Raw genomic sequence first — 17,723 nt, 5'->3', positions numbered from 1 at the left:
ATTGATAGCGGCTTTAACCACATCACCGTACTGCTTGACGAAGCCGTTGAGGCTCTCGCCGTACGCGCGGATGGCTGCTATGTGGATGGCACCTTCGGCAGGGGCGGGCACAGTCGGTTGATACTCAGCCAGCTCGGGTCCGACGGCAAACTCCTCGGGTTCGACAAAGACCCTCAAGCGATTGCCACCGGGCAAGCGCTAGCGGCCGAAGACGGCCGCTTTGTCGTTGTGCAGCGCAGCTTTGCCGAGCTGGGTGCCGAAGTCGCCGAGCGTGGCATGGCAGGCAAGGTGGCCGGGGTTTTGCTCGACCTGGGCGTGTCCTCGCCACAGCTTGACGACCCCGAGCGCGGCTTCAGTTTCATGAACGACGGCCCGCTCGACATGCGCATGGACCCGACCCGTGGCATCAGTGCTGCGCAGTTCATCGCCACTGCGCCCCATGAAGAAATCACCCGCGTGTTCAAGGAATACGGTGAAGAACGCTTCGCCGGCCGCATGGCTCGCGCCGTGGTCGAACGCCGTGAAATCCAGCCGTTCGAGCGCACCGCTGACCTGGCTGAAGTGCTCAAGGTTGCCAACCCTGCATGGGAAAAGGGCAAGAACCCGGCAACCCGCGCGTTCCAGGGGCTGCGCATTCACGTCAATAACGAATTGGGCGATCTGGAAGCCGGCCTCGAAGCCGCACTGGACGCCCTGGAAGTGGGTGGTCGCCTGGTGGTGATCAGCTTCCACTCCCTGGAAGACCGCATCGTCAAACTGTTCATGCGTCGTCTGGTCAAGGGCGAGTCCGACAACCTGCCGCGCAACCTGCCGGTACGTTTCGAAGCCTTTGTGCCGAAAATCAAAATCCATGGCAAAGCGCAGTTCGCTTCCGAAGCTGAACTCAAGGCCAACCCACGTTCCCGTAGCGCCGTCATGCGCGTCGCGGAGAAGTTGCGGTGAGCAAGCTTTTCGCCAAGCCCCTCCCGGGCGGCAGCTTCTTTATGTTGCTGCTGTTTATCGGCGTGCTGGTGTCCGCGATTGCGGTGTCCTACAGCGCCCACTACAACCGTCAATTGCTCAACACCCTGTACGGGGAGTTGAGCGTGCGTGATAAAGCGCAGGCGGAATGGGGCCGGTTGATCCTTGAGCAAAGCACCTGGACGGCCCATAGCCGTATCGAAGTGCTGGCCACCGAACAGCTGAAAATGCACATTCCGGGCGCGGCCGAAGTTCGGATGGTGGCGCCATGATGAAACTCGAAGGCGCACTCTACCCGTGGCGCTTCCGCCTGATGCTGGGCTTGCTGGCATTGATGGTGAGCGCGATTGCCTGGCGGATCATCGACCTGCAAGTGGTCGACCGTGACTTCCTGATCGGTCAGGGCGACGCCCGTAGCCTGCGGCACATCCCGATTCCTGCGCACCGTGGTCTGATCACCGACCGCAATGGCGAGCCCCTGGCTGTGAGTACGCCGGTGACCACCTTGTGGGCCAACGCCAAGGAGCTGCAAACCGTCAAGGAAAAATGGCCGGAACTGGCCGCCGCCCTGGGCCAGGACCCTAAAGCCTTGAGCGAGCGCCTGGAAGCCCAGGCCAACAAAGAATTCATCTATCTGGTCCGTGGGCTGACGCCTGAGCAGGGCCAGCAAGTGCTCGACCTTAAAGTCCCCGGTGTTTATGGCATCGAGGAGTTCCGTCGTTTCTACCCGGCCGGTGAAACCACCGCGCATATGGTTGGCTTTACCGACATCGATGACCACGGCCGTGAAGGTGTGGAGTTGGCCTACGACGAATGGCTGGCCGGGGTGCCCGGCAAACGGCAGGTCATCAAGGATCGGCGCGGCAGACTGATCAAAGATGTCCAGGTGACCAAAAACGCCAAGGCCGGTAAGCCCTTGGCGTTGTCGATTGACCTGCGCCTGCAGTACCTGGCCAACCGCGAGCTGCGTAACGCGATCATCGAGAACGGCGCCAAAGCCGGCAGCCTGGTGATCATGGACGTCAAGACCGGCGAGATCCTCGCCATGGTCAACCAGCCGACCTACAACCCGAACAACCGTCGCAACCTGCAGCCGGCGATGATGCGTAACCGCGCAATGATCGACGTGTTCGAGCCGGGTTCGACCATGAAAGCCGTCTCCATGAGTGCCGCCCTGGAAACCGGGCGCTGGAAACCAAGCGACAAAGTCGAGGTTTACCCAGGCACCCTGCAGTTGGGCAAATACACCATTCGTGACGTGTCGCGCAGCGAAGGTCCGGTGCTGGATTTGACAGGTATCCTGATCAACTCCAGTAACGTGGGCATGAGTAAGGTCGCCTTCGATATCGGTGGTGAAGCCATCTACCAGCTCGCGCAAAAAATCGGTTTGGGCCAGCCCACAGGCCTGGACTTCCCGGGCGAGCGCGTCGGCAACCTGCCGAATTATCGTGACTGGAAAAAGGCCGAGACCGCCACGCTGTCCTACGGCTATGGCCTGTCGGTGACCGCGATCCAATTGGCGCACGCTTTCTCTGTATTGGCCAATAATGGCCGCATGGTTCCACTGAGCCTGATCCACTTGGACGCCGCGCCGCCGGCCACGCAAGTCATTCCCGAAAATGTCGCCAAGACCATGCAGGGCATGTTGCAACAAGTGATCGAAGCACCGCGTGGCGTATTCCGTGCCCAGGTGCCGGCGTATCACGTGGCAGGCAAGTCCGGTACTGCGCGTAAGACGGCGGTGGGCACCAAGGGCTACGCCGAAAACTCGTACCGCTCGCTGTTCGCCGGCTTCGGCCCGATGAGCGATCCGCGCTACGCCATCGTCGTAGTGATTGATGAACCCAGCAAAGCCGGCTACTTCGGTGGCCTGGTATCGGCGCCGGTGTTCAGCAAAGTGATGTCCGGCACCCTGCGCCTGATGAATATCACGCCGGACAACCTGCCGCCGACTCAACAAGCGAACGCCGGGCCACCGGCCGCAGCTGTCAAAGCCAATGGAGGGCGCGGCTGATGTCTCTTAGCCTGAACAAGATTTTTGCCCACGCCGGACGCGATCTGCTGATTCGTGAACTGAGCCTGGACAGCCGTAACGTACGCGCCGGTGACCTGTTCCTGGCGGTGCCCGGCGGCAAGCTCGATGGCCGTGCGCACATCGCCGATGCCTTGCAGCGTGGCGCGGCCGCTGTCGCCTATGAAGTGGAAGGCGCCACCGTGTTGCCGATCACCGATGTGCCGTTGATTCCGGTCAAGGCGCTGGCTGCGCAACTGTCGGACATCGCCGGGCGTTTTTATGGCGACCCGAGCCGTCAGTTGAACCTGATCGGCGTGACCGGCACCAATGGCAAGACCAGCGTGACTCAATTGGTCGCGCAGGCACTCGACCTGCTGGGCCAGCATTGCGGCATTGTCGGCACCCTGGGCACCGGTTTTTACGGCGCGCTGCAAAGCGGCCTGCATACCACGCCAAACCCGATCGCCGTGCAAGCGACCCTGGCCGACCTGAAAAAGGCCGGAGCCAAGGCGGTTGCCATGGAAGTCTCATCCCACGGCCTCGACCAGGGCCGGGTAACGGCCTTGGCGTTTGACGTGGCGGTGATGACCAACCTGTCCCGCGATCACCTCGACTACCACGGCACCATGGAGGCGTACGCCGCCGCCAAGGCCAAGTTGTTTGCCTGGAATGACCTGAAGTGCCGGGTGGTCAACCTGGATGACGCATTCGGCCGCCAACTGGCTGCCGAAGACAGCGAAGCGCGCCTGATCACTTACAGCCTGGAAGACTCCAGCGCGTATCTGTATTGCCGCGAAGCCCAATTTAATGACGAAGGCGTGCTCGCCACGCTGGTCACGCCCCAGGGCGAACACCACTTGCGCAGCACCTTGCTCGGGCGTTTCAACCTGAGCAACGTGCTGGCGGCTGTGGGCGCATTGCTGGGCCTGGATTACGCCCTGGACGAAATCCTGCGGGTACTGCCCAAGCTCGAAGGCCCGGCCGGTCGCATGCAGCGTCTGGGTGGCGGTTCACAGCCGCTGGTGGTGGTCGATTACGCCCACACCCCGGACGCGCTGGAAAAAGTCCTCGAAGCCCTGCGCCCCCATGCCAAGGGCAAGTTGCTCTGCCTGTTCGGCTGCGGCGGTGACCGTGATCGCGGCAAGCGCCCGCTGATGGCGGAGATCGTCGAGCGCCTGGCCGACGGCGTGCTCGTCACCGACGACAATCCGCGCAGCGAAGACCCGAGCCAGATTTTCGACGACATCCGTGTCGGCTTTAAAGACGCCACCAAGGCCACCTTCGTTGCCGGTCGCGGCACCGCCATTGCCCAATTGATCGCCAGCGCCAGTGCTGACGACGTGGTAGTGCTGGCGGGTAAAGGTCACGAGGACTACCAGGAAATCAACGGCGAACGCCATGCCTTCTCCGATCTGGTTGAGGCTGATCACGCCCTGACTGCCTGGGAGGTCGCCCATGCTTAAGGCGATGAAGTTCAGCGAACTGACTCAGGCCTTGTCGGCCCGCGTAGTGTCGAGCGATTGCCGCTTCGACGGCGTCAGTATCGACAGTCGCAACATCAAGCCGGGGCAACTGTTTGTTGCACTGGCCGGCCCGCGTTTCGACGGGCACGACTACCTGAACGAAGTCGCCGCCAAAGGTGCCGTAGGTGCCTTGGTGCAGCGTGAAGTGGCCGACTCGACGTTGCCGCAATTGCTGGTTGCTGACACCCGTCTGGCCCTTGGTCAGTTGGGCGCGCTGAACCGCGCCGCATTTGATAAGCCGGTTGCGGCCATCACCGGCTCCAGCGGTAAAACCACGGTCAAGGAACTGCTCGCTGGCGTGTTGCGCACGCGCGGGCCGGTACTCGCCACCCGTGGCAACCTGAACAATGATTTCGGTGCGCCGCTGACCCTGCTCGAACTGGCCCCGGAACACACGGCGGCGGTGATCGAGCTGGGCGCTTCGCGCATCGGCGAAATCGCTTACACCGTAGCGCTGACCAAGCCACACGTCGCAATCATCAACAACGCCGGCACCGCCCACGTCGGCGAGTTCGGTGGCCCGGAAAAAATCGTCGAAGCCAAGGGCGAAATCCTGGAAGGCCTCGATGCCTCGGGCACAGCTGTATTGAACCTCGACGACAAGGCCTTCGAGACCTGGCGTGTACGCGCCGCCGGTCGCAAGGTGCTGACGTTTGCCGTGCTCAACGCGGCCGCTGATTTCCACGCAGCCGACATCACTGTCGATGCCCGTGGCTGCCCGTCCTTTACCTTGCACACACCGCAAGGCAGCGAGCATGTGCAACTGAACCTGCTGGGCAACCATAACGTCGCCAATGCCTTGGCCGCCGCCGCTGCCGCTTCGGCCCTGGGGGTGTCGCTGTTCGGTATCGCCACCGGCTTGGGCGCGGTACAGCCCGTGAAGGGTCGCACCGTGGCGCAACTGGCGACCAACGGCATGCGTGTGATTGATGACACCTACAACGCCAACCAGTCCTCTATCTGCGCCGCTATTGACCTGCTCAAAAGCTTCGCTGGGCGCAAGGTGCTGGTGCTGGGGGATATCGCTGAACTGGGCGACTGGGCCGAGCAGTCCCACCGCGAAGTCGGTGCCTACGCGAGCGGCAAAGTCGACGCGTTCTACGCCGTCGGCCCGAATATGGCCCACGCCGTCGACGCCTTCGGCCTTGGTGCGCGGCATTTCGCTACCCAGGCCGAGCTCATCCAGGCGTTGGTGGCGGCTGAACACGACCAACAAACAACCATTTTGATCAAGGGATCGCGCAGCGCGGTGATGGAAAACGTCGTCGCGGCCTTGTGTGGCTCAAGTACGGAGAAACATTAATGCTGCTGCTGCTGGCTGAGTATCTGCAACAGTTCCACAAAGGCTTCGCGGTCTTTCAGTACCTGACCCTGCGCGGGATCCTGGGTGTGCTGACTGCGCTGTCTTTGTCGCTGTTCCTGGGGCCGTGGATGATCCGCACCCTGCAGAACCTGCAAATTGGTCAATCGGTTCGTAATGACGGCCCGCAGTCGCACCTGTCCAAATCCGGCACCCCGACCATGGGCGGCGCGCTGATCCTGTCTTCCATCGGCATCAGCACCTTGTTGTGGGCCGACCTGCACAACCGCTACGTATGGACAGTGCTGCTGGTGACCCTGTTGTTCGGCGCAATCGGCTGGGTCGACGACTACCGCAAAGTGATCGAGAAAAACTCCAAGGGGCTGCCAAGCCGCTGGAAGTATTTCTGGCAGTCGGTGTTTGGCCTTGGCGCCGCGATCTTCCTGTACATGACCGCGCCAAGCGCCGTCGAAACCACCTTGATCATTCCGATGCTCAAGGACGCCAGCATTCCACTGGGCGTTGGCTTCGTGGTGCTGACCTACTTCGTGATCGTCGGCTCCAGCAACGCGGTGAACCTCACCGACGGCCTCGACGGTCTGGCGATCATGCCGACGGTGATGGTAGGCGGCGCGCTCGGCATCTTCTGCTACCTGTCGGGTAACGTGAAATTCGCTGAATACCTGCTGATCCCGTATGTGCCGGGCGCGGGTGAGTTGATTGTGTTCTGCGGTGCGTTGATCGGCGCGGGCCTCGGCTTCCTTTGGTTCAACACCTACCCCGCACAAGTCTTTATGGGCGACGTCGGCGCGCTGGCGCTGGGCGCAGCCTTGGGCACCATCGCGGTGATCGTCCGCCAGGAAATCGTGTTGTTCATCATGGGCGGTGTGTTCGTGATGGAAACCCTGTCGGTGGTCATCCAGGTGGCTTCCTTCAAATTGACCGGGCGCCGTGTGTTCCGCATGGCGCCGATTCATCACCACTTTGAACTCAAGGGCTGGCCCGAGCCGCGCGTGATTGTCCGTTTCTGGATCATCACCGTGATTCTGGTACTGGTCGGCCTTGCCACCCTGAAACTGAGGTAGAAACGAGTGTCCCTGATCGCTTCAGACCACTTCCGCATCGTTGTCGGCCTCGGCAAGAGCGGCATGTCCCTGGTTCGCTTCCTGGCGAACCGGGGCACGTCGTTTGCTGTGGCCGATACGCGGGAAAATCCACCGGAGCTGGTCACGCTGCGCCGTGACTACCCGCACGTGGAAGTGCGTTGTGGCGAGCTGGATGTCGAGTTTCTGTGCCGTGCCGACGAGCTCTACGTGAGCCCCGGCCTGGCCTTGGCGACACCGGCCCTGCAAGCCGCTGCGGCACGTGGCGTGAAGCTGTCCGGCGACATCGACCTGTTCGCGCGTAACGCGAAGGCACCGATCGTGGCCATCAGCGGCTCCAACGCAAAAAGCACCGTGACCACTTTGGTCGGCGAGATGGCGGCTGCGGCCGGCAAGCGCGTGGCCGTGGGCGGTAACCTCGGCACGCCAGCGCTGGACCTGCTCAGCGACGACATCGAGTTGTACGTGATGGAACTGTCGAGCTTCCAGCTTGAAACCACCCACGACCTCGGGGCTGAAGTCGCCACCGTGTTGAACGTGAGTGAAGACCACATGGACCGCTACAGCGGCCTGCCGGCGTACCACCTGGCCAAGCACCGGATTTTCCGCGGTGCCAGGCAATTTGTGGTCAACCGCCAGGATGCCCTGAGCCGTCCGCTGATGGGTGAAGGCATGCCCTGCTGGACCTTTGGCCTGGGCAAACCTGATTTCAAAGCCTTCGGCATTCGCGAAGAGAACGGCGAGAAATACCTGGCCTTCGAATTCCAGAACCTGATGCCGGTGCGTGAGCTGAAAATCCGTGGCGCACACAACCAATCCAATGCCTTGGCGGCCTTGGCGTTGGGTCACGCCGTCGGCCTGCCATTTGACGCGATGCTGTCGAGCCTGCGCACGTTTGCTGGCCTGGAGCATCGCTGCCAGTGGGTACGCGACCTCAATGGCGTGAGCTACTACAACGATTCCAAGGCCACCAACGTGGGCGCCGCACTGGCCGCCATCGAAGGGCTCGGCGCTGATATCGACGGCAAGCTTGTGCTGATCGCCGGTGGCGACGGCAAGGGTGCCGATTTCAAAGACCTTAAAGGTCCAGTGGCTGCACATTGCCGCGCCGTCGTGCTGATCGGCCGTGACTCGGACTTGATCGCCGCCGCACTGGGCGACGCTGTACCTCAGGTACGCGCCACCTCGCTGGACGATGCTATTACCCAATGCAAAGCCCTGGCCCAGCCGGGTGATGCAGTGCTGCTGTCGCCGGCGTGCGCCAGTTTCGACATGTTCAAGAACTACGAAGAGCGCGGCCAGCTGTTCGCTCGCGCCGTGGAGGCCTTGGCATGAATTTCAGAAATATTATCAAGCCGTACCCATCGCCGATCATCACGGGCCGTGGCGTCGACCTCGACTTCCCGATGCTCGCCGGCTGCCTGGCGTTGCTGGGCCTGGGGCTGGTCATGATCACCTCGGCGTCCTCGGAAGTGGCCGCCGTGCAGTCGGGCAACACCCTGTACATGATGATCCGTCACCTGGTGTACCTGGTGATCGGCCTTGGCGCCTGCATCGTCACCATGATGATCCCCATCGCCACCTGGCAGCGTCTGGGTTGGCTGATGTTGATCGGCGCGTTTGGTTTGCTGATCATGGTGATTCTGCCCGGCATCGGCCGTGAGGTGAACGGTTCGATGCGCTGGATCGGCTTCGGCGCGTTCAACGTGCAGCCGTCGGAAATCGCCAAGGTGTTCGTGGTGATCTACCTCGCCGGTTACTTGGTGCGTCGCCAGAAAGAAGTGCGCGAAAGCTGGATGGGCTTCTTCAAGCCGTTCATCGTGCTGCTGCCGATGGCTGGCCTGCTGCTGATGGAGCCCGACTTCGGTGCCACCGTCGTCATGATGGGGGCGGCGGCGGCGATGCTGTTCCTCGGCGGCGTCGGGCTGTTCCGCTTCACCTTGATGGTGGTGCTGGCCGTGGCCGCCGTGACCGTGCTGGTGCAGGCGCAGCCTTACCGGATGGCGCGTCTGATCACCTTTACCGACCCATGGTCCGACCAGTTCGGTTCCGGCTACCAGTTGACCCAGGCGCTGATCGCCTTCGGTCGCGGCGAGTGGCTTGGCGTGGGCCTGGGCAACAGCGTGCAAAAGCAGTTCTACCTGCCCGAAGCACACACCGACTTCGTGTTCTCGGTACTTGCCGAAGAACTCGGCGTAGTGGGCTCGCTGTGCACCGTCGCACTGTTCGTGTTCGTGTGTGTACGCGGCATGTACATCGGTTTGTGGGCCGAGAAGGCCAAACAATATTTCGCCGCGTATGTGGCGTATGGCTTGTCGTTCCTGTGGATCGGCCAGTTCCTGATCAACATCGGTGTGAACGTCGGTCTGCTGCCGACCAAGGGCCTGACCTTGCCGTTCCTCAGTTATGGCGGCAGTTCGTTGGTGATTTGCTGCGCATGCCTGGGCTTGTTGCTGCGCATCGAGTGGGAGAGTCGAACCCATCTGGGCAGCGAAGAGATGGAATTCAGCGAGAGCGATTTTGCCGAGGAGCCGAACCATGGGCGCTAACGTGCTGATCATGGCGGGCGGCACCGGGGGCCATGTGTTCCCGGCCCTGGCGTGCGCGCGTGAATTCCAGAACCGTGGTTACACCGTGCATTGGCTGGGTACGCCGCGCGGCATCGAAAATGAACTGGTACCGAATGCCGGTTTGCCGCTGCATTTGATCAACGTCACCGGCTTGCGCGGCAAGGGCAAATTGTCCCTGCTCAAGGCGCCGTTTGTGTTGCTCAAAGCAGTGTGGCAGGCGCGCAAAGTCATCCGTGAATTGCAGCCGGTGTGCGTGCTCGGTTTTGGTGGTTATGTGACCGGCCCTGGCGGTGTTGCCGCCAAGCTCGCTGGTGTGCCGGTGATCGTGCACGAACAGAATGCCGTTGCCGGTACGGCCAACCGCCTGCTGGTGCCGCTGGCCAGCCGTGTGTGCGAGGCGTTCCCGAAGACCTTCGGCGCTTCGGACAAATTGCGCACTACCGGTAACCCGGTGCGCACCGAACTGTTCATGGCCATTGCCCGCCAGGCCCTGGAAGGGCGCAAGCCGCACTTGCTGATCCTGGGCGGAAGCCTGGGTGCCGAGCCGCTGAATAAATTGCTGCCCGAAGCCCTGGCGCTGCTACCCGTGGACCTGCGTCCCGAGGTGTTTCACCAGGCCGGTAAAAACCACGATGAAATCACCGCTGCCCGCTATCGCGAGGCCGGTGTCGAGGCGAACGTACAGCCTTTCATCAAAGACATGGCCCATGCCTATGGCTGGGCCGACCTGGTGGTCTGCCGCGCTGGTGCGCTGACCGTCAGTGAACTGGCCGCCGCCGGTCTGCCGTCCTTGCTGGTGCCTTTGCCCCACGCCATCGACGATCACCAGACCCGCAACGCCGAATATTTGGCCGGGGAGGGCGCTGCCTTCCTGCTGCCGCAAAGAACGACTGGCGCCGCCGATTTGGCCGCACGCCTGACCGAGGTTTTGATGCAACCGGAACGACTCAACAGCATGGCGAGCACCGCAAGCCGCCTGGCCAAACCTGACGCAACCCGCACCGTGGTCGATATCTGCCTGGAGGTGGCCCATGGTTGAGAATCAGAAAGCCATGCCGCAGCCGGAAATGCGCCGCATCCGTCGTATCCACTTCGTCGGCATCGGTGGTGTGGGCATGTGCGGGATTGCCGAAGTACTGCTGAACCTGGGCTATCAGGTGTCCGGCTCGGACTTGAAAGAGTCGCCGGTGACCGATCGCCTGAAAACCTTCGGCGCACAGATCTTTATCGGCCACCGCGCCGAGAACGCCGCCGAGGCTGACGTGCTGGTAGTGTCCAGCGCCGTGAACACCTCCAACCCGGAAGTGGCCACCGCCCTTGAGCGCCGTATTCCAGTGGTGCCACGTGCCGAAATGCTGGCTGAGCTGATGCGCTATCGCCACGGCATTGCCGTCGCCGGTACGCACGGCAAAACCACCACCACCAGCCTGATCGCCTCGGTGTTCGCCGCCGGTGGCCTGGACCCGACCTTCGTGATTGGTGGCCGCCTGAATGCAGCCGGCACCAATGCCCAGCTCGGCACCAGCCGGTACCTGATCGCCGAAGCCGATGAAAGCGACGCGAGCTTCCTGCACCTGCAACCGTTGGTCGCTGTGGTTACCAACATCGACGAAGACCACATGGCCACCTACGACGGTGACTTCAACAAGTTGAAGAAAACCTTCGTCGAGTTCCTGCACAACCTGCCGTTCTACGGTTTGGCAGTGGTATGCCTGGACGATCCGGTGGTGCGTGAAATCCTGCCATCGGTCAAACGCCCAACCGTGACCTACGGCTTCAGCGAAGACGCCGACGTACGCGCGATCAATGTGCGCCAGGAAGGCATGCAAACCTTCTTTACCGTGCTGCGTCCTGACCGCGAGCCGTTGGACGTGTCGGTGAACATGCCGGGCAACCACAACGTGCTCAACTCGCTGGCGACCATCTGCATTGCTTCCGATGAAGGCGTCAGCGATGAGGCCATCGTCGAAGGCCTGTCGCGTTTTGCCGGTGTGGGTCGGCGCTTCCAGGTCTACGGCCAACTGCCGGTAGACGGCGGCGACGTGATGCTGGTGGACGACTACGGTCACCACCCGACCGAAGTGGCTGCGGTGATCAAAGCCGTGCGCGGTGGCTGGCCGGAGCGCCGCCTGGTGATGGTTTACCAGCCGCACCGCTACAGCCGCACCCGCGACCTGTACGACGACTTTGTGAATGTATTGGCTGATGCCAACGTGCTGCTGCTGATGGAAGTTTACCCGGCCGGTGAAGAGCCGATTCCGGGCGCCGACAGCCGCAAGCTGTGCAACAGCATCCGTCAGCGTGGCCAGTTGGACCCGATCTACATCGAGCGCGGTGTGGACCTGGCGCCGATCGTCAAACCGCTGCTGCGTGCCGGTGACATCCTGCTGTGCCAGGGCGCCGGTGATATCGGTGGCCTTGCGCCCAAGCTGCTCGCCAGCCCGCTGTTTGCGGCGGCAAAGGGGAAGTCGAAATGATCACGCATTACGACGCCCTGTTCTCGACCATCACGCCTGCCGACTTCGGCCGCGTGGCCGTGTTGTTCGGCGGTAAAAGCGCTGAGCGCGAAGTCTCGCTCAAGTCCGGCAATGCCGTGCTCGAGGCGCTGCAAAGCGCTGGCGTAAATGCATTCGGTATCGATGTGGGCGACGACTTCCTCGCCCGCTTGCAAGCCGAGAAGATCGACCGTGCCTTCATCATCCTGCACGGCCGTGGCGGTGAAGACGGCAGCATGCAGGGTTTGCTGGAGTGCCTGGGCATTCCTTATACCGGCAGCGGCATCCTCGCGTCGGCACTGGCCATGGACAAGTTGCGCACCAAGCAGGTGTGGCACAGCCTGGGTATTCCAACCCCGCGTCACAGCGTGCTGTGCAGCGAAGACGATTGTATTTCTGCAGCCAAGGAACTGGGCCTGCCTTTGATCGTCAAACCTGCCCATGAAGGCTCCAGTATCGGCATGGCCAAAGTGAACTCGGCCGCTGAATTGATCGACGCATGGAAAGCGGCAAGTACCTATGATTCGCAAGTGTTGGTGGAACAGTGGATCCAAGGTCCCGAGTACACCATCGCCACCCTGCGTGGCCAGGTATTGCCACCTATCGCATTGGGCACGCCCCACACCTTTTACGACTACGACGCCAAGTACGTGGCTTCCGATACTCAGTACCGGATCCCGTGTGGCCTCGACGCAACCAAGGAACAGGAATTGATGGACCTCACGGCGAAAGCCTGTGAGGCACTGGGTATCGCCGGTTGGGCGCGGGCAGACGTGATGCAGGATGACCAAGGGAATTTCTGGTTCCTTGAAGTCAACACCGCTCCGGGCATGACCGATCACAGCCTGGTACCTATGGCAGCCCGTGCTGCCGGTCTGGACTTCCAGCAGTTGGTGCTGGCGATCCTGGCCGCAAGCATTGAGCCAAGAGGCTAACCCCATGAACGGCGCATCGCTTCGTCATCAGCAACCTCCAGTGCCCAGCCGCAAGCCGGTGCCCCGAGGTGCCAGCCGAATGGTGGCTAAAGAGCCGATGTCGGCGCGCCTGCCGAAAGCCAACTTTGGTTTTCTCAAAGCGCTGTTCTGGCCGGTGTTGCTGGTGGCGTTGGGCTTCGGCACTTACGAGGGCGCACAACGCCTGTTGCCGTATGCCGACCGGCCGATCACCAAGATCAGCGTGCAGGGCGACTTGAGCTACATCAGCCAGCAAGCGGTACAGCAGCGCATCGGCCCGTACCTGGCGGCGAGCTTTTTTACCATCGACCTGGCCGGTATGCGCGCAGAGCTGGAACAGATGCCGTGGATCGCCCACGCCGAAGTCCGCCGTGTATGGCCGGACCAGGTGACGATTCGCCTGGAAGAACAACTGCCCGTGGCCCGTTGGGGTGATGGCGCGCTGTTGAACAACCAGGGCCAGGCGTTTGCGCCGCGTGAAGTGGCCAACTATGAGCACCTGCCGCAGCTCTTCGGGCCGCAGCGGGCGCAGCAGCAAGTGATGCAGCAGTACCAGGCGCTGAGCCAGATGCTGCGGCCACTGGGTTTCTCCATCGCACGCCTGGAATTGCGTGAGCGGGGCAGCTGGTTTTTGACCACCGGGGCAGGCAGTTCCGGCCCGGGCATCGAGTTGTTGCTGGGACGCGACCGCTTGGTGGAAAAGATGCGCCGCTTTATTGCCATCTATGACAAGACCTTGAAAGAACAGATTACGAACATTGCGAGCGTCGACCTGCGTTACGCCAACGGCCTGGCCGTCGGCTGGCGTGAACCAGCTGCGCCGACGACAGCCAAACCCGCTGTCGCGAAGAATTAAGAAGAGGCAGGACCCATGGCAAACGTGCAAAGCGGAAAAATGATCGTCGGTCTCGATATCGGCACCTCCAAAGTGGTGGCGCTGGTCGGCGAGGTCGGGGAAGACGGTGTGATCGAAATCGTCGGTATCGGCACGCATCCGTCCCGGGGCCTGAAGAAGGGCGTGGTGGTGAACATCGAGTCCACCGTGCAGTCGATCCAGCGCGCCATCGAAGAAGCGCAGCTGATGGCCGGTTGCCGGATTCACTCGGCGTTCGTCGGCGTGGCCGGCAACCATATCCGCAGCCTGAACTCCCACGGCATCGTGGCGATCCGCGACCGTGAAGTCAGCTCGGCCGACCTTGAGCGCGTACTCGACGCCGCTCAGGCCGTGGCGATCCCGGCTGACCAGCGCGTGCTGCACACCCTGCCGCAGGACTACGTGATCGACAACCAGGAAGGCGTGCGTGAGCCGCTGGGCATGTCGGGCGTGCGCCTGGAAGCCAAGGTCCACGTGGTGACCTGCGCCGTCAACGCTGCACAGAACATTGAAAAATGCGTGCGCCGCTGCGGCCTGGAAATCGACGACATTATTCTTGAGCAGTTGGCCTCGGCCTACTCGGTACTCACCGACGACGAAAAAGAGCTGGGCGTGTGCCTGGTCGACATCGGCGGCGGCACCACCGACATCGCGATCTTCACCGAGGGTGCGATCCGTCACACCGCTGTGATCCCGATTGCGGGCGATCAGGTCACCAACGACATCGCCATGGCGCTGCGGACACCGACCCAGTACGCCGAAGAAATCAAGATCCGCTACGCCTGCGCCCTGGCCAAACTGGCCGGTGCCGGCGAGACCATCAAAGTGCCGAGCGTGGGCGACCGTCCACCGCGCGAGCTGTCGCGCCAGGCCCTGGCCGAAGTGGTCGAGCCACGCTACGACGAGCTGTTCACCCTGATCCAGGCTGAACTGCGCCGCAGCGGCTACGAAGATTTGATCCCGGCCGGCATTGTGCTGACCGGTGGCACCTCGAAGATGGAAGGCGCGGTCGAACTGGCCGAGGAAATCTTCCACATGCCGGTGCGCCTGGGCGTGCCCCATGGCGTCAAGGGCCTGGGCGACGTAGTGCGCAACCCGATTTATTCCACCGGTGTGGGCTTGCTGTTGTACGGGCTGCAAAAGCAGACCGACGGCATTTCCCTGTCGGGCCCGAGCATCCGTGACAGCTACCGCAACAACGATGACGAAGCGAAAGCACCGTTGTTCGAGCGGTTGCAGGCTTGGGTAAAAGGCAATTTCTAAAGATTTACCGCAACACCGCAGTAAGCAGTAGGCGAAAAAACTAGAGAAAATGAAAGGAGAGGGAACATGTTCGAACTCGTAGACAACATCCCCGCAAGCCCGGTTATCAAAGTAATCGGTGTTGGCGGTGGCGGCGGCAACGCTGTCAATCACATGGTCAAGAGCAACATTGAAGGCGTTGAATTCATCTGCGCCAACACTGATGCCCAGGCGCTGAAAAGCATCGGCGCGCGGACCATCCTGCAATTGGGCACAGCCGTGACCAAGGGCCTCGGCGCTGGCGCCAACCCGGAAGTCGGCCGTCAAGCCGCGCTGGAAGACCGCGAGCGTATTGCTGAAGTGCTGCAAGGCACCAACATGGTGTTCATCACCACCGGCATGGGCGGCGGTACCGGTACCGGTGCGGCCCCGATCATTGCCGAAGTGGCCAAGGAAATGGGGATTCTTACCGTTGCTGTCGTGACGCGTCCGTTCCCGTTCGAAGGTCGCAAGCGTATGCAGATCGCCGACGAAGGTATCCGTCTGCTGTCTGAAAGCGTCGACTCGTTGATCACCATTCCCAACGAGAAGCTGCTGACCATCCTGGGTAAAGACGCCAGCCTGCTGTCGGCGTTCGCCAAGGCTGACGATGTACTGGCCGGTGCCGTTCGCGGTATCTCCGATATCATCAAGCGCCCAGGCATGATCAACGTCGACTTTGCCGACGTGCGTACCGTGATGAGCGAAATGGGCATGGCGATGATGGGCACTGGCTGCGCCAGCGGTCCGAACCGTGCACGCGAAGCCACTGAAGCGGCGATCCGCAACCCATTGCTCGAAGACGTGAACCTGCAAGGTGCACGCGGCATCCTGGTGAACATCACCGCCGGTCCTGACCTGTCTCTGGGTGAGTACTCCGACGTGGGTAGCATCATCGAAGCCTTCGCTTCCGAGCACGCGATGGTCAAAGTCGGTACCGTTATCGATCCGGACATGCGCGATGAACTGCACGTGACCGTGGTTGCTACCGGCCTGGGCGCAAAAATCGAGAAGCCTGTGAAGGTCATCGACAATACCGTTCATACCAGCCACAACAGCCACGCCAGCCAGCAAGCTGCCGCTCCAGCGCCTGCGCGCCAGGAACTGCCGTCTGTGAACTATCGTGACCTGGACCGTCCGACCGTGATGCGCAACCAGGCGCAGGCCGGTGCAGCGGCGTCCCGTAGCCTGAATCCGCAAGATGATCTGGACTATCTGGACATCCCGGCATTCTTGCGTCGTCAGGCCGATTAATGGAATGTATCAGGGCTATGAAGGTGATTGGTGTTCAGCAAAGGTCTGGTCTGTTATTATCGCCAGCCTTTGTTGATACCAGTTCGCAATTTGCGCTGAAGCGGTCCAAGCCATGATTAAACAACGCACCCTGAAGAATATTATCCGTGCCACAGGTGTAGGTCTGCACTCCGGGGAGAAGGTATACCTGACCCTCAAGCCCGCACCTGTCGACACCGGCATCGTGTTTGTTCGTGCCGACCTGGACCCTGTGGTGCAGATTCCTGCTCGCGCGGAAAATGTTGGCGAAACCACGATGTCGACCACGTTGGTCAACGGTGACGTCAAAGTGGACACGGTGGAGCACTTGCTCTCGGCCATGGCTGGCCTGGGCATCGATAACGCCTACGTCGAGCTCTCCGCGTCCGAAGTCCCCATCATGGATGGCAGCGCTGGACCCTTCGTATTCTTGATTCAATCTGCCGGCCTGGAAGAACAGGACGCAGCCAAGAAGTTCATTCGCATTCTGCGGGAAGTGACAGTAGAAGACGGCGACAAGCGCGCCACCTTCGTCCCGTTCGAAGGCTTTAAAGTGAGCTTTGAGATCGATTTCGATCACCCGGTATTCCGTGACCGCACCCAAAGTGCAAGCGTGGATTTTTCCAGCACTTCGTTCGTAAAAGAAGTCAGCCGCGCCCGTACCTTTGGTTTCATGAGTGACATCGAGTACCTGCGCAAGCACAACCTCGCACTCGGCGGCAGCGTTGAAAACGCCATTGTGGTCGACGCGGATGGTGTACTGAACGAAGACGGCCTTCGCTATGAAGACGAATTCGTGAAGCACAAGATCCTCGATGCAATCGGTGACCTCTACCTGCTGGGCAATAGCCTGATAGGCGAGTTCAAAGGCTTCAAGTCGGGCCACGCCCTTAACAACCAGCTGCTGCGCAAGTTGATTGAGCAGACAGACGCTTGGGAAGTCGTGACCTTCGAAGATGCCAGCACCGCACCGATCTCTTACATGCGTCCCGTTGCGGCGGTGTAAGTAACAACTCTCTTTCTTTAGTTTTGAAAGGCCACCTTCGGGTGGCCTTTTTTTTGCCGATCGTTCCCACGCTCCGCGTGGGAATGCAGCCCTGGACGCTCCGCGTCCCGAAGCCTGACGCAGAGCGTCAGAAGAGGCATTCCCACGCGGAGCGTGGGAACGATCACCTAGCGGGCCGCAGCCTCCACAATCCGATTGCGCCGGGTGTGCTTGGCCTCATACCGCGCCTGGTCAGCATTGCCGATCGTCCCCACGCCTCGCGTACCGATCGTTCCCACGCTCCGCGTGGGAACGCAACCCTGGACGCTCCGCGTCCCGAAGCCTGACGCAGAGCGTCAGAAGAGGCATTCCCACGCAGAGCGTGGGAACGAG

Annotated in this window: 15 protein-coding genes; all 15 read left to right on the top strand. The window is 61.5% G+C overall.

The window, feature by feature from the left end; genetic code table 11:
• The 15 genes from rsmH to lpxC all read left to right on the top strand — a co-directional run bounded on the left by rsmH (position 1) and on the right by lpxC (position 17,351).
• Positions 1-942, top strand: a complete 942-nt coding sequence (rsmH, locus tag K0H48_RS05725) for a 16S rRNA (cytosine(1402)-N(4))-methyltransferase RsmH (protein WP_085985981.1) — start codon at positions 1-3, stop codon at positions 940-942.
• Positions 939-1,232 carry a cell division protein FtsL gene (gene ftsL / locus K0H48_RS05720; protein ID WP_016974244.1) on the top strand — a complete coding sequence of 98 codons (294 nt, stop codon included), beginning with the start codon at positions 939-941 and terminating at the stop codon, positions 1,230-1,232. Before rsmH ends, ftsL begins: the two co-directional genes overlap by 4 nt.
• On the top strand, positions 1,232-2,974 hold the full coding sequence (locus K0H48_RS05715) for a penicillin-binding protein 2 (RefSeq protein WP_219266920.1): 1,743 nt from the start codon (positions 1,232-1,234) through the stop codon (positions 2,972-2,974). The genes ftsL and K0H48_RS05715 overlap by 1 nt, the downstream gene beginning before the upstream one ends.
• Entirely contained in the window at positions 2,974-4,437 is a 1,464-nt protein-coding gene (locus tag K0H48_RS05710) for a UDP-N-acetylmuramoyl-L-alanyl-D-glutamate--2,6-diaminopimelate ligase (RefSeq protein ID WP_219266760.1), read from the top strand. The genes K0H48_RS05715 and K0H48_RS05710 overlap by 1 nt, the downstream gene beginning before the upstream one ends.
• A complete protein-coding gene (gene murF / locus K0H48_RS05705) occupies positions 4,430-5,800 on the top strand; it encodes a UDP-N-acetylmuramoyl-tripeptide--D-alanyl-D-alanine ligase (protein WP_219266759.1) in 1,371 nt (456 codons plus the stop codon). The genes K0H48_RS05710 and murF overlap by 8 nt, the downstream gene beginning before the upstream one ends.
• On the top strand, positions 5,800-6,882 hold the full coding sequence (gene mraY, locus K0H48_RS05700) for a phospho-N-acetylmuramoyl-pentapeptide-transferase (protein ID WP_017138188.1): 1,083 nt from the start codon (positions 5,800-5,802) through the stop codon (positions 6,880-6,882). The genes murF and mraY overlap by 1 nt, the downstream gene beginning before the upstream one ends.
• A 6-nt stretch (positions 6,883-6,888) precedes the next feature.
• The gene (murD, locus tag K0H48_RS05695; protein WP_219266758.1) at positions 6,889-8,235 is read left to right on the top strand and encodes a UDP-N-acetylmuramoyl-L-alanine--D-glutamate ligase; all 1,347 of its coding nucleotides are present in this window, start codon (positions 6,889-6,891) and stop codon (positions 8,233-8,235) included.
• Positions 8,232-9,449, top strand: a complete 1,218-nt coding sequence (ftsW, locus tag K0H48_RS05690; protein WP_138816789.1) for a putative lipid II flippase FtsW — start codon at positions 8,232-8,234, stop codon at positions 9,447-9,449. Before murD ends, ftsW begins: the two co-directional genes overlap by 4 nt.
• A complete protein-coding gene (gene murG, locus K0H48_RS05685; protein WP_200430836.1) occupies positions 9,439-10,509 on the top strand; it encodes an undecaprenyldiphospho-muramoylpentapeptide beta-N-acetylglucosaminyltransferase in 1,071 nt (356 codons plus the stop codon). The genes ftsW and murG overlap by 11 nt, the downstream gene beginning before the upstream one ends.
• Complete coding sequence (gene murC / locus K0H48_RS05680) at positions 10,502-11,947, top strand: UDP-N-acetylmuramate--L-alanine ligase (RefSeq protein ID WP_138816787.1); 1,446 nt, start codon at positions 10,502-10,504, stop codon at positions 11,945-11,947. Before murG ends, murC begins: the two co-directional genes overlap by 8 nt.
• Positions 11,944-12,900 (top strand): D-alanine--D-alanine ligase, encoded by a 957-nt coding sequence (locus K0H48_RS05675; RefSeq protein ID WP_219266757.1) that lies wholly within the window; start codon positions 11,944-11,946, stop codon positions 12,898-12,900. The genes murC and K0H48_RS05675 overlap by 4 nt, the downstream gene beginning before the upstream one ends.
• Before the next feature lie 4 nt (positions 12,901-12,904).
• Positions 12,905-13,774 carry a cell division protein FtsQ/DivIB gene (locus K0H48_RS05670; RefSeq protein WP_017138182.1) on the top strand — a complete coding sequence of 290 codons (870 nt, stop codon included), beginning with the start codon at positions 12,905-12,907 and terminating at the stop codon, positions 13,772-13,774.
• A 15-nt stretch (positions 13,775-13,789) separates the two neighbouring features.
• Positions 13,790-15,055, top strand: coding sequence for a cell division protein FtsA (gene ftsA / locus K0H48_RS05665; RefSeq protein WP_138816785.1), 1,266 nt, complete (start codon positions 13,790-13,792; stop codon positions 15,053-15,055).
• A 66-nt stretch (positions 15,056-15,121) separates the two neighbouring features.
• Positions 15,122-16,327: a cell division protein FtsZ gene (gene ftsZ, locus K0H48_RS05660; RefSeq protein WP_056858975.1), complete on the top strand. Its 1,206-nt coding sequence runs from the start codon at positions 15,122-15,124 to the stop codon at positions 16,325-16,327.
• A gap of 112 nt (positions 16,328-16,439) precedes the next feature.
• The gene (gene lpxC / locus K0H48_RS05655) at positions 16,440-17,351 is read left to right on the top strand and encodes a UDP-3-O-acyl-N-acetylglucosamine deacetylase (protein WP_003171886.1); all 912 of its coding nucleotides are present in this window, start codon (positions 16,440-16,442) and stop codon (positions 17,349-17,351) included.
• Positions 17,352-17,723 lie beyond the last annotated feature (372 nt).

The organism is Pseudomonas sp. Xaverov 259 (assembly GCF_019352915.1).
Lineage (GTDB): Bacteria > Pseudomonadota > Gammaproteobacteria > Pseudomonadales > Pseudomonadaceae > Aquipseudomonas.
This window is presented reverse-complemented; position numbering and strand designations above follow the sequence as displayed.

Bases quoted from the DNA above. Each gene is read 5' to 3' on its own strand.
- mraY (WP_017138188.1), top strand. From the start codon at position 5,800: ATGCTGCTGCTGCTGGCTGAGTATCTGCAACAGTTCCACAAAGGCTTC.
- K0H48_RS05675 (WP_219266757.1), top strand. From the start codon at position 11,944: ATGATCACGCATTACGACGCCCTGTTCTCGACCATCACGCCTGCCGAC.
- murG (WP_200430836.1), top strand. From the start codon at position 9,439: ATGGGCGCTAACGTGCTGATCATGGCGGGCGGCACCGGGGGCCATGTG.
- K0H48_RS05710 (WP_219266760.1), top strand. From the start codon at position 2,974: ATGTCTCTTAGCCTGAACAAGATTTTTGCCCACGCCGGACGCGATCTG.
- ftsZ (WP_056858975.1), top strand. From the start codon at position 15,122: ATGTTCGAACTCGTAGACAACATCCCCGCAAGCCCGGTTATCAAAGTA.
- lpxC (WP_003171886.1), top strand. From the start codon at position 16,440: ATGATTAAACAACGCACCCTGAAGAATATTATCCGTGCCACAGGTGTA.
- murC (WP_138816787.1), top strand. From the start codon at position 10,502: ATGGTTGAGAATCAGAAAGCCATGCCGCAGCCGGAAATGCGCCGCATC.
- ftsA (WP_138816785.1), top strand. From the start codon at position 13,790: ATGGCAAACGTGCAAAGCGGAAAAATGATCGTCGGTCTCGATATCGGC.
- murF (WP_219266759.1), top strand. From the start codon at position 4,430: ATGCTTAAGGCGATGAAGTTCAGCGAACTGACTCAGGCCTTGTCGGCC.
- K0H48_RS05715 (WP_219266920.1), top strand. From the start codon at position 1,232: ATGAAACTCGAAGGCGCACTCTACCCGTGGCGCTTCCGCCTGATGCTG.
- ftsW (WP_138816789.1), top strand. From the start codon at position 8,232: ATGAATTTCAGAAATATTATCAAGCCGTACCCATCGCCGATCATCACG.
- K0H48_RS05670 (WP_017138182.1), top strand. From the start codon at position 12,905: ATGAACGGCGCATCGCTTCGTCATCAGCAACCTCCAGTGCCCAGCCGC.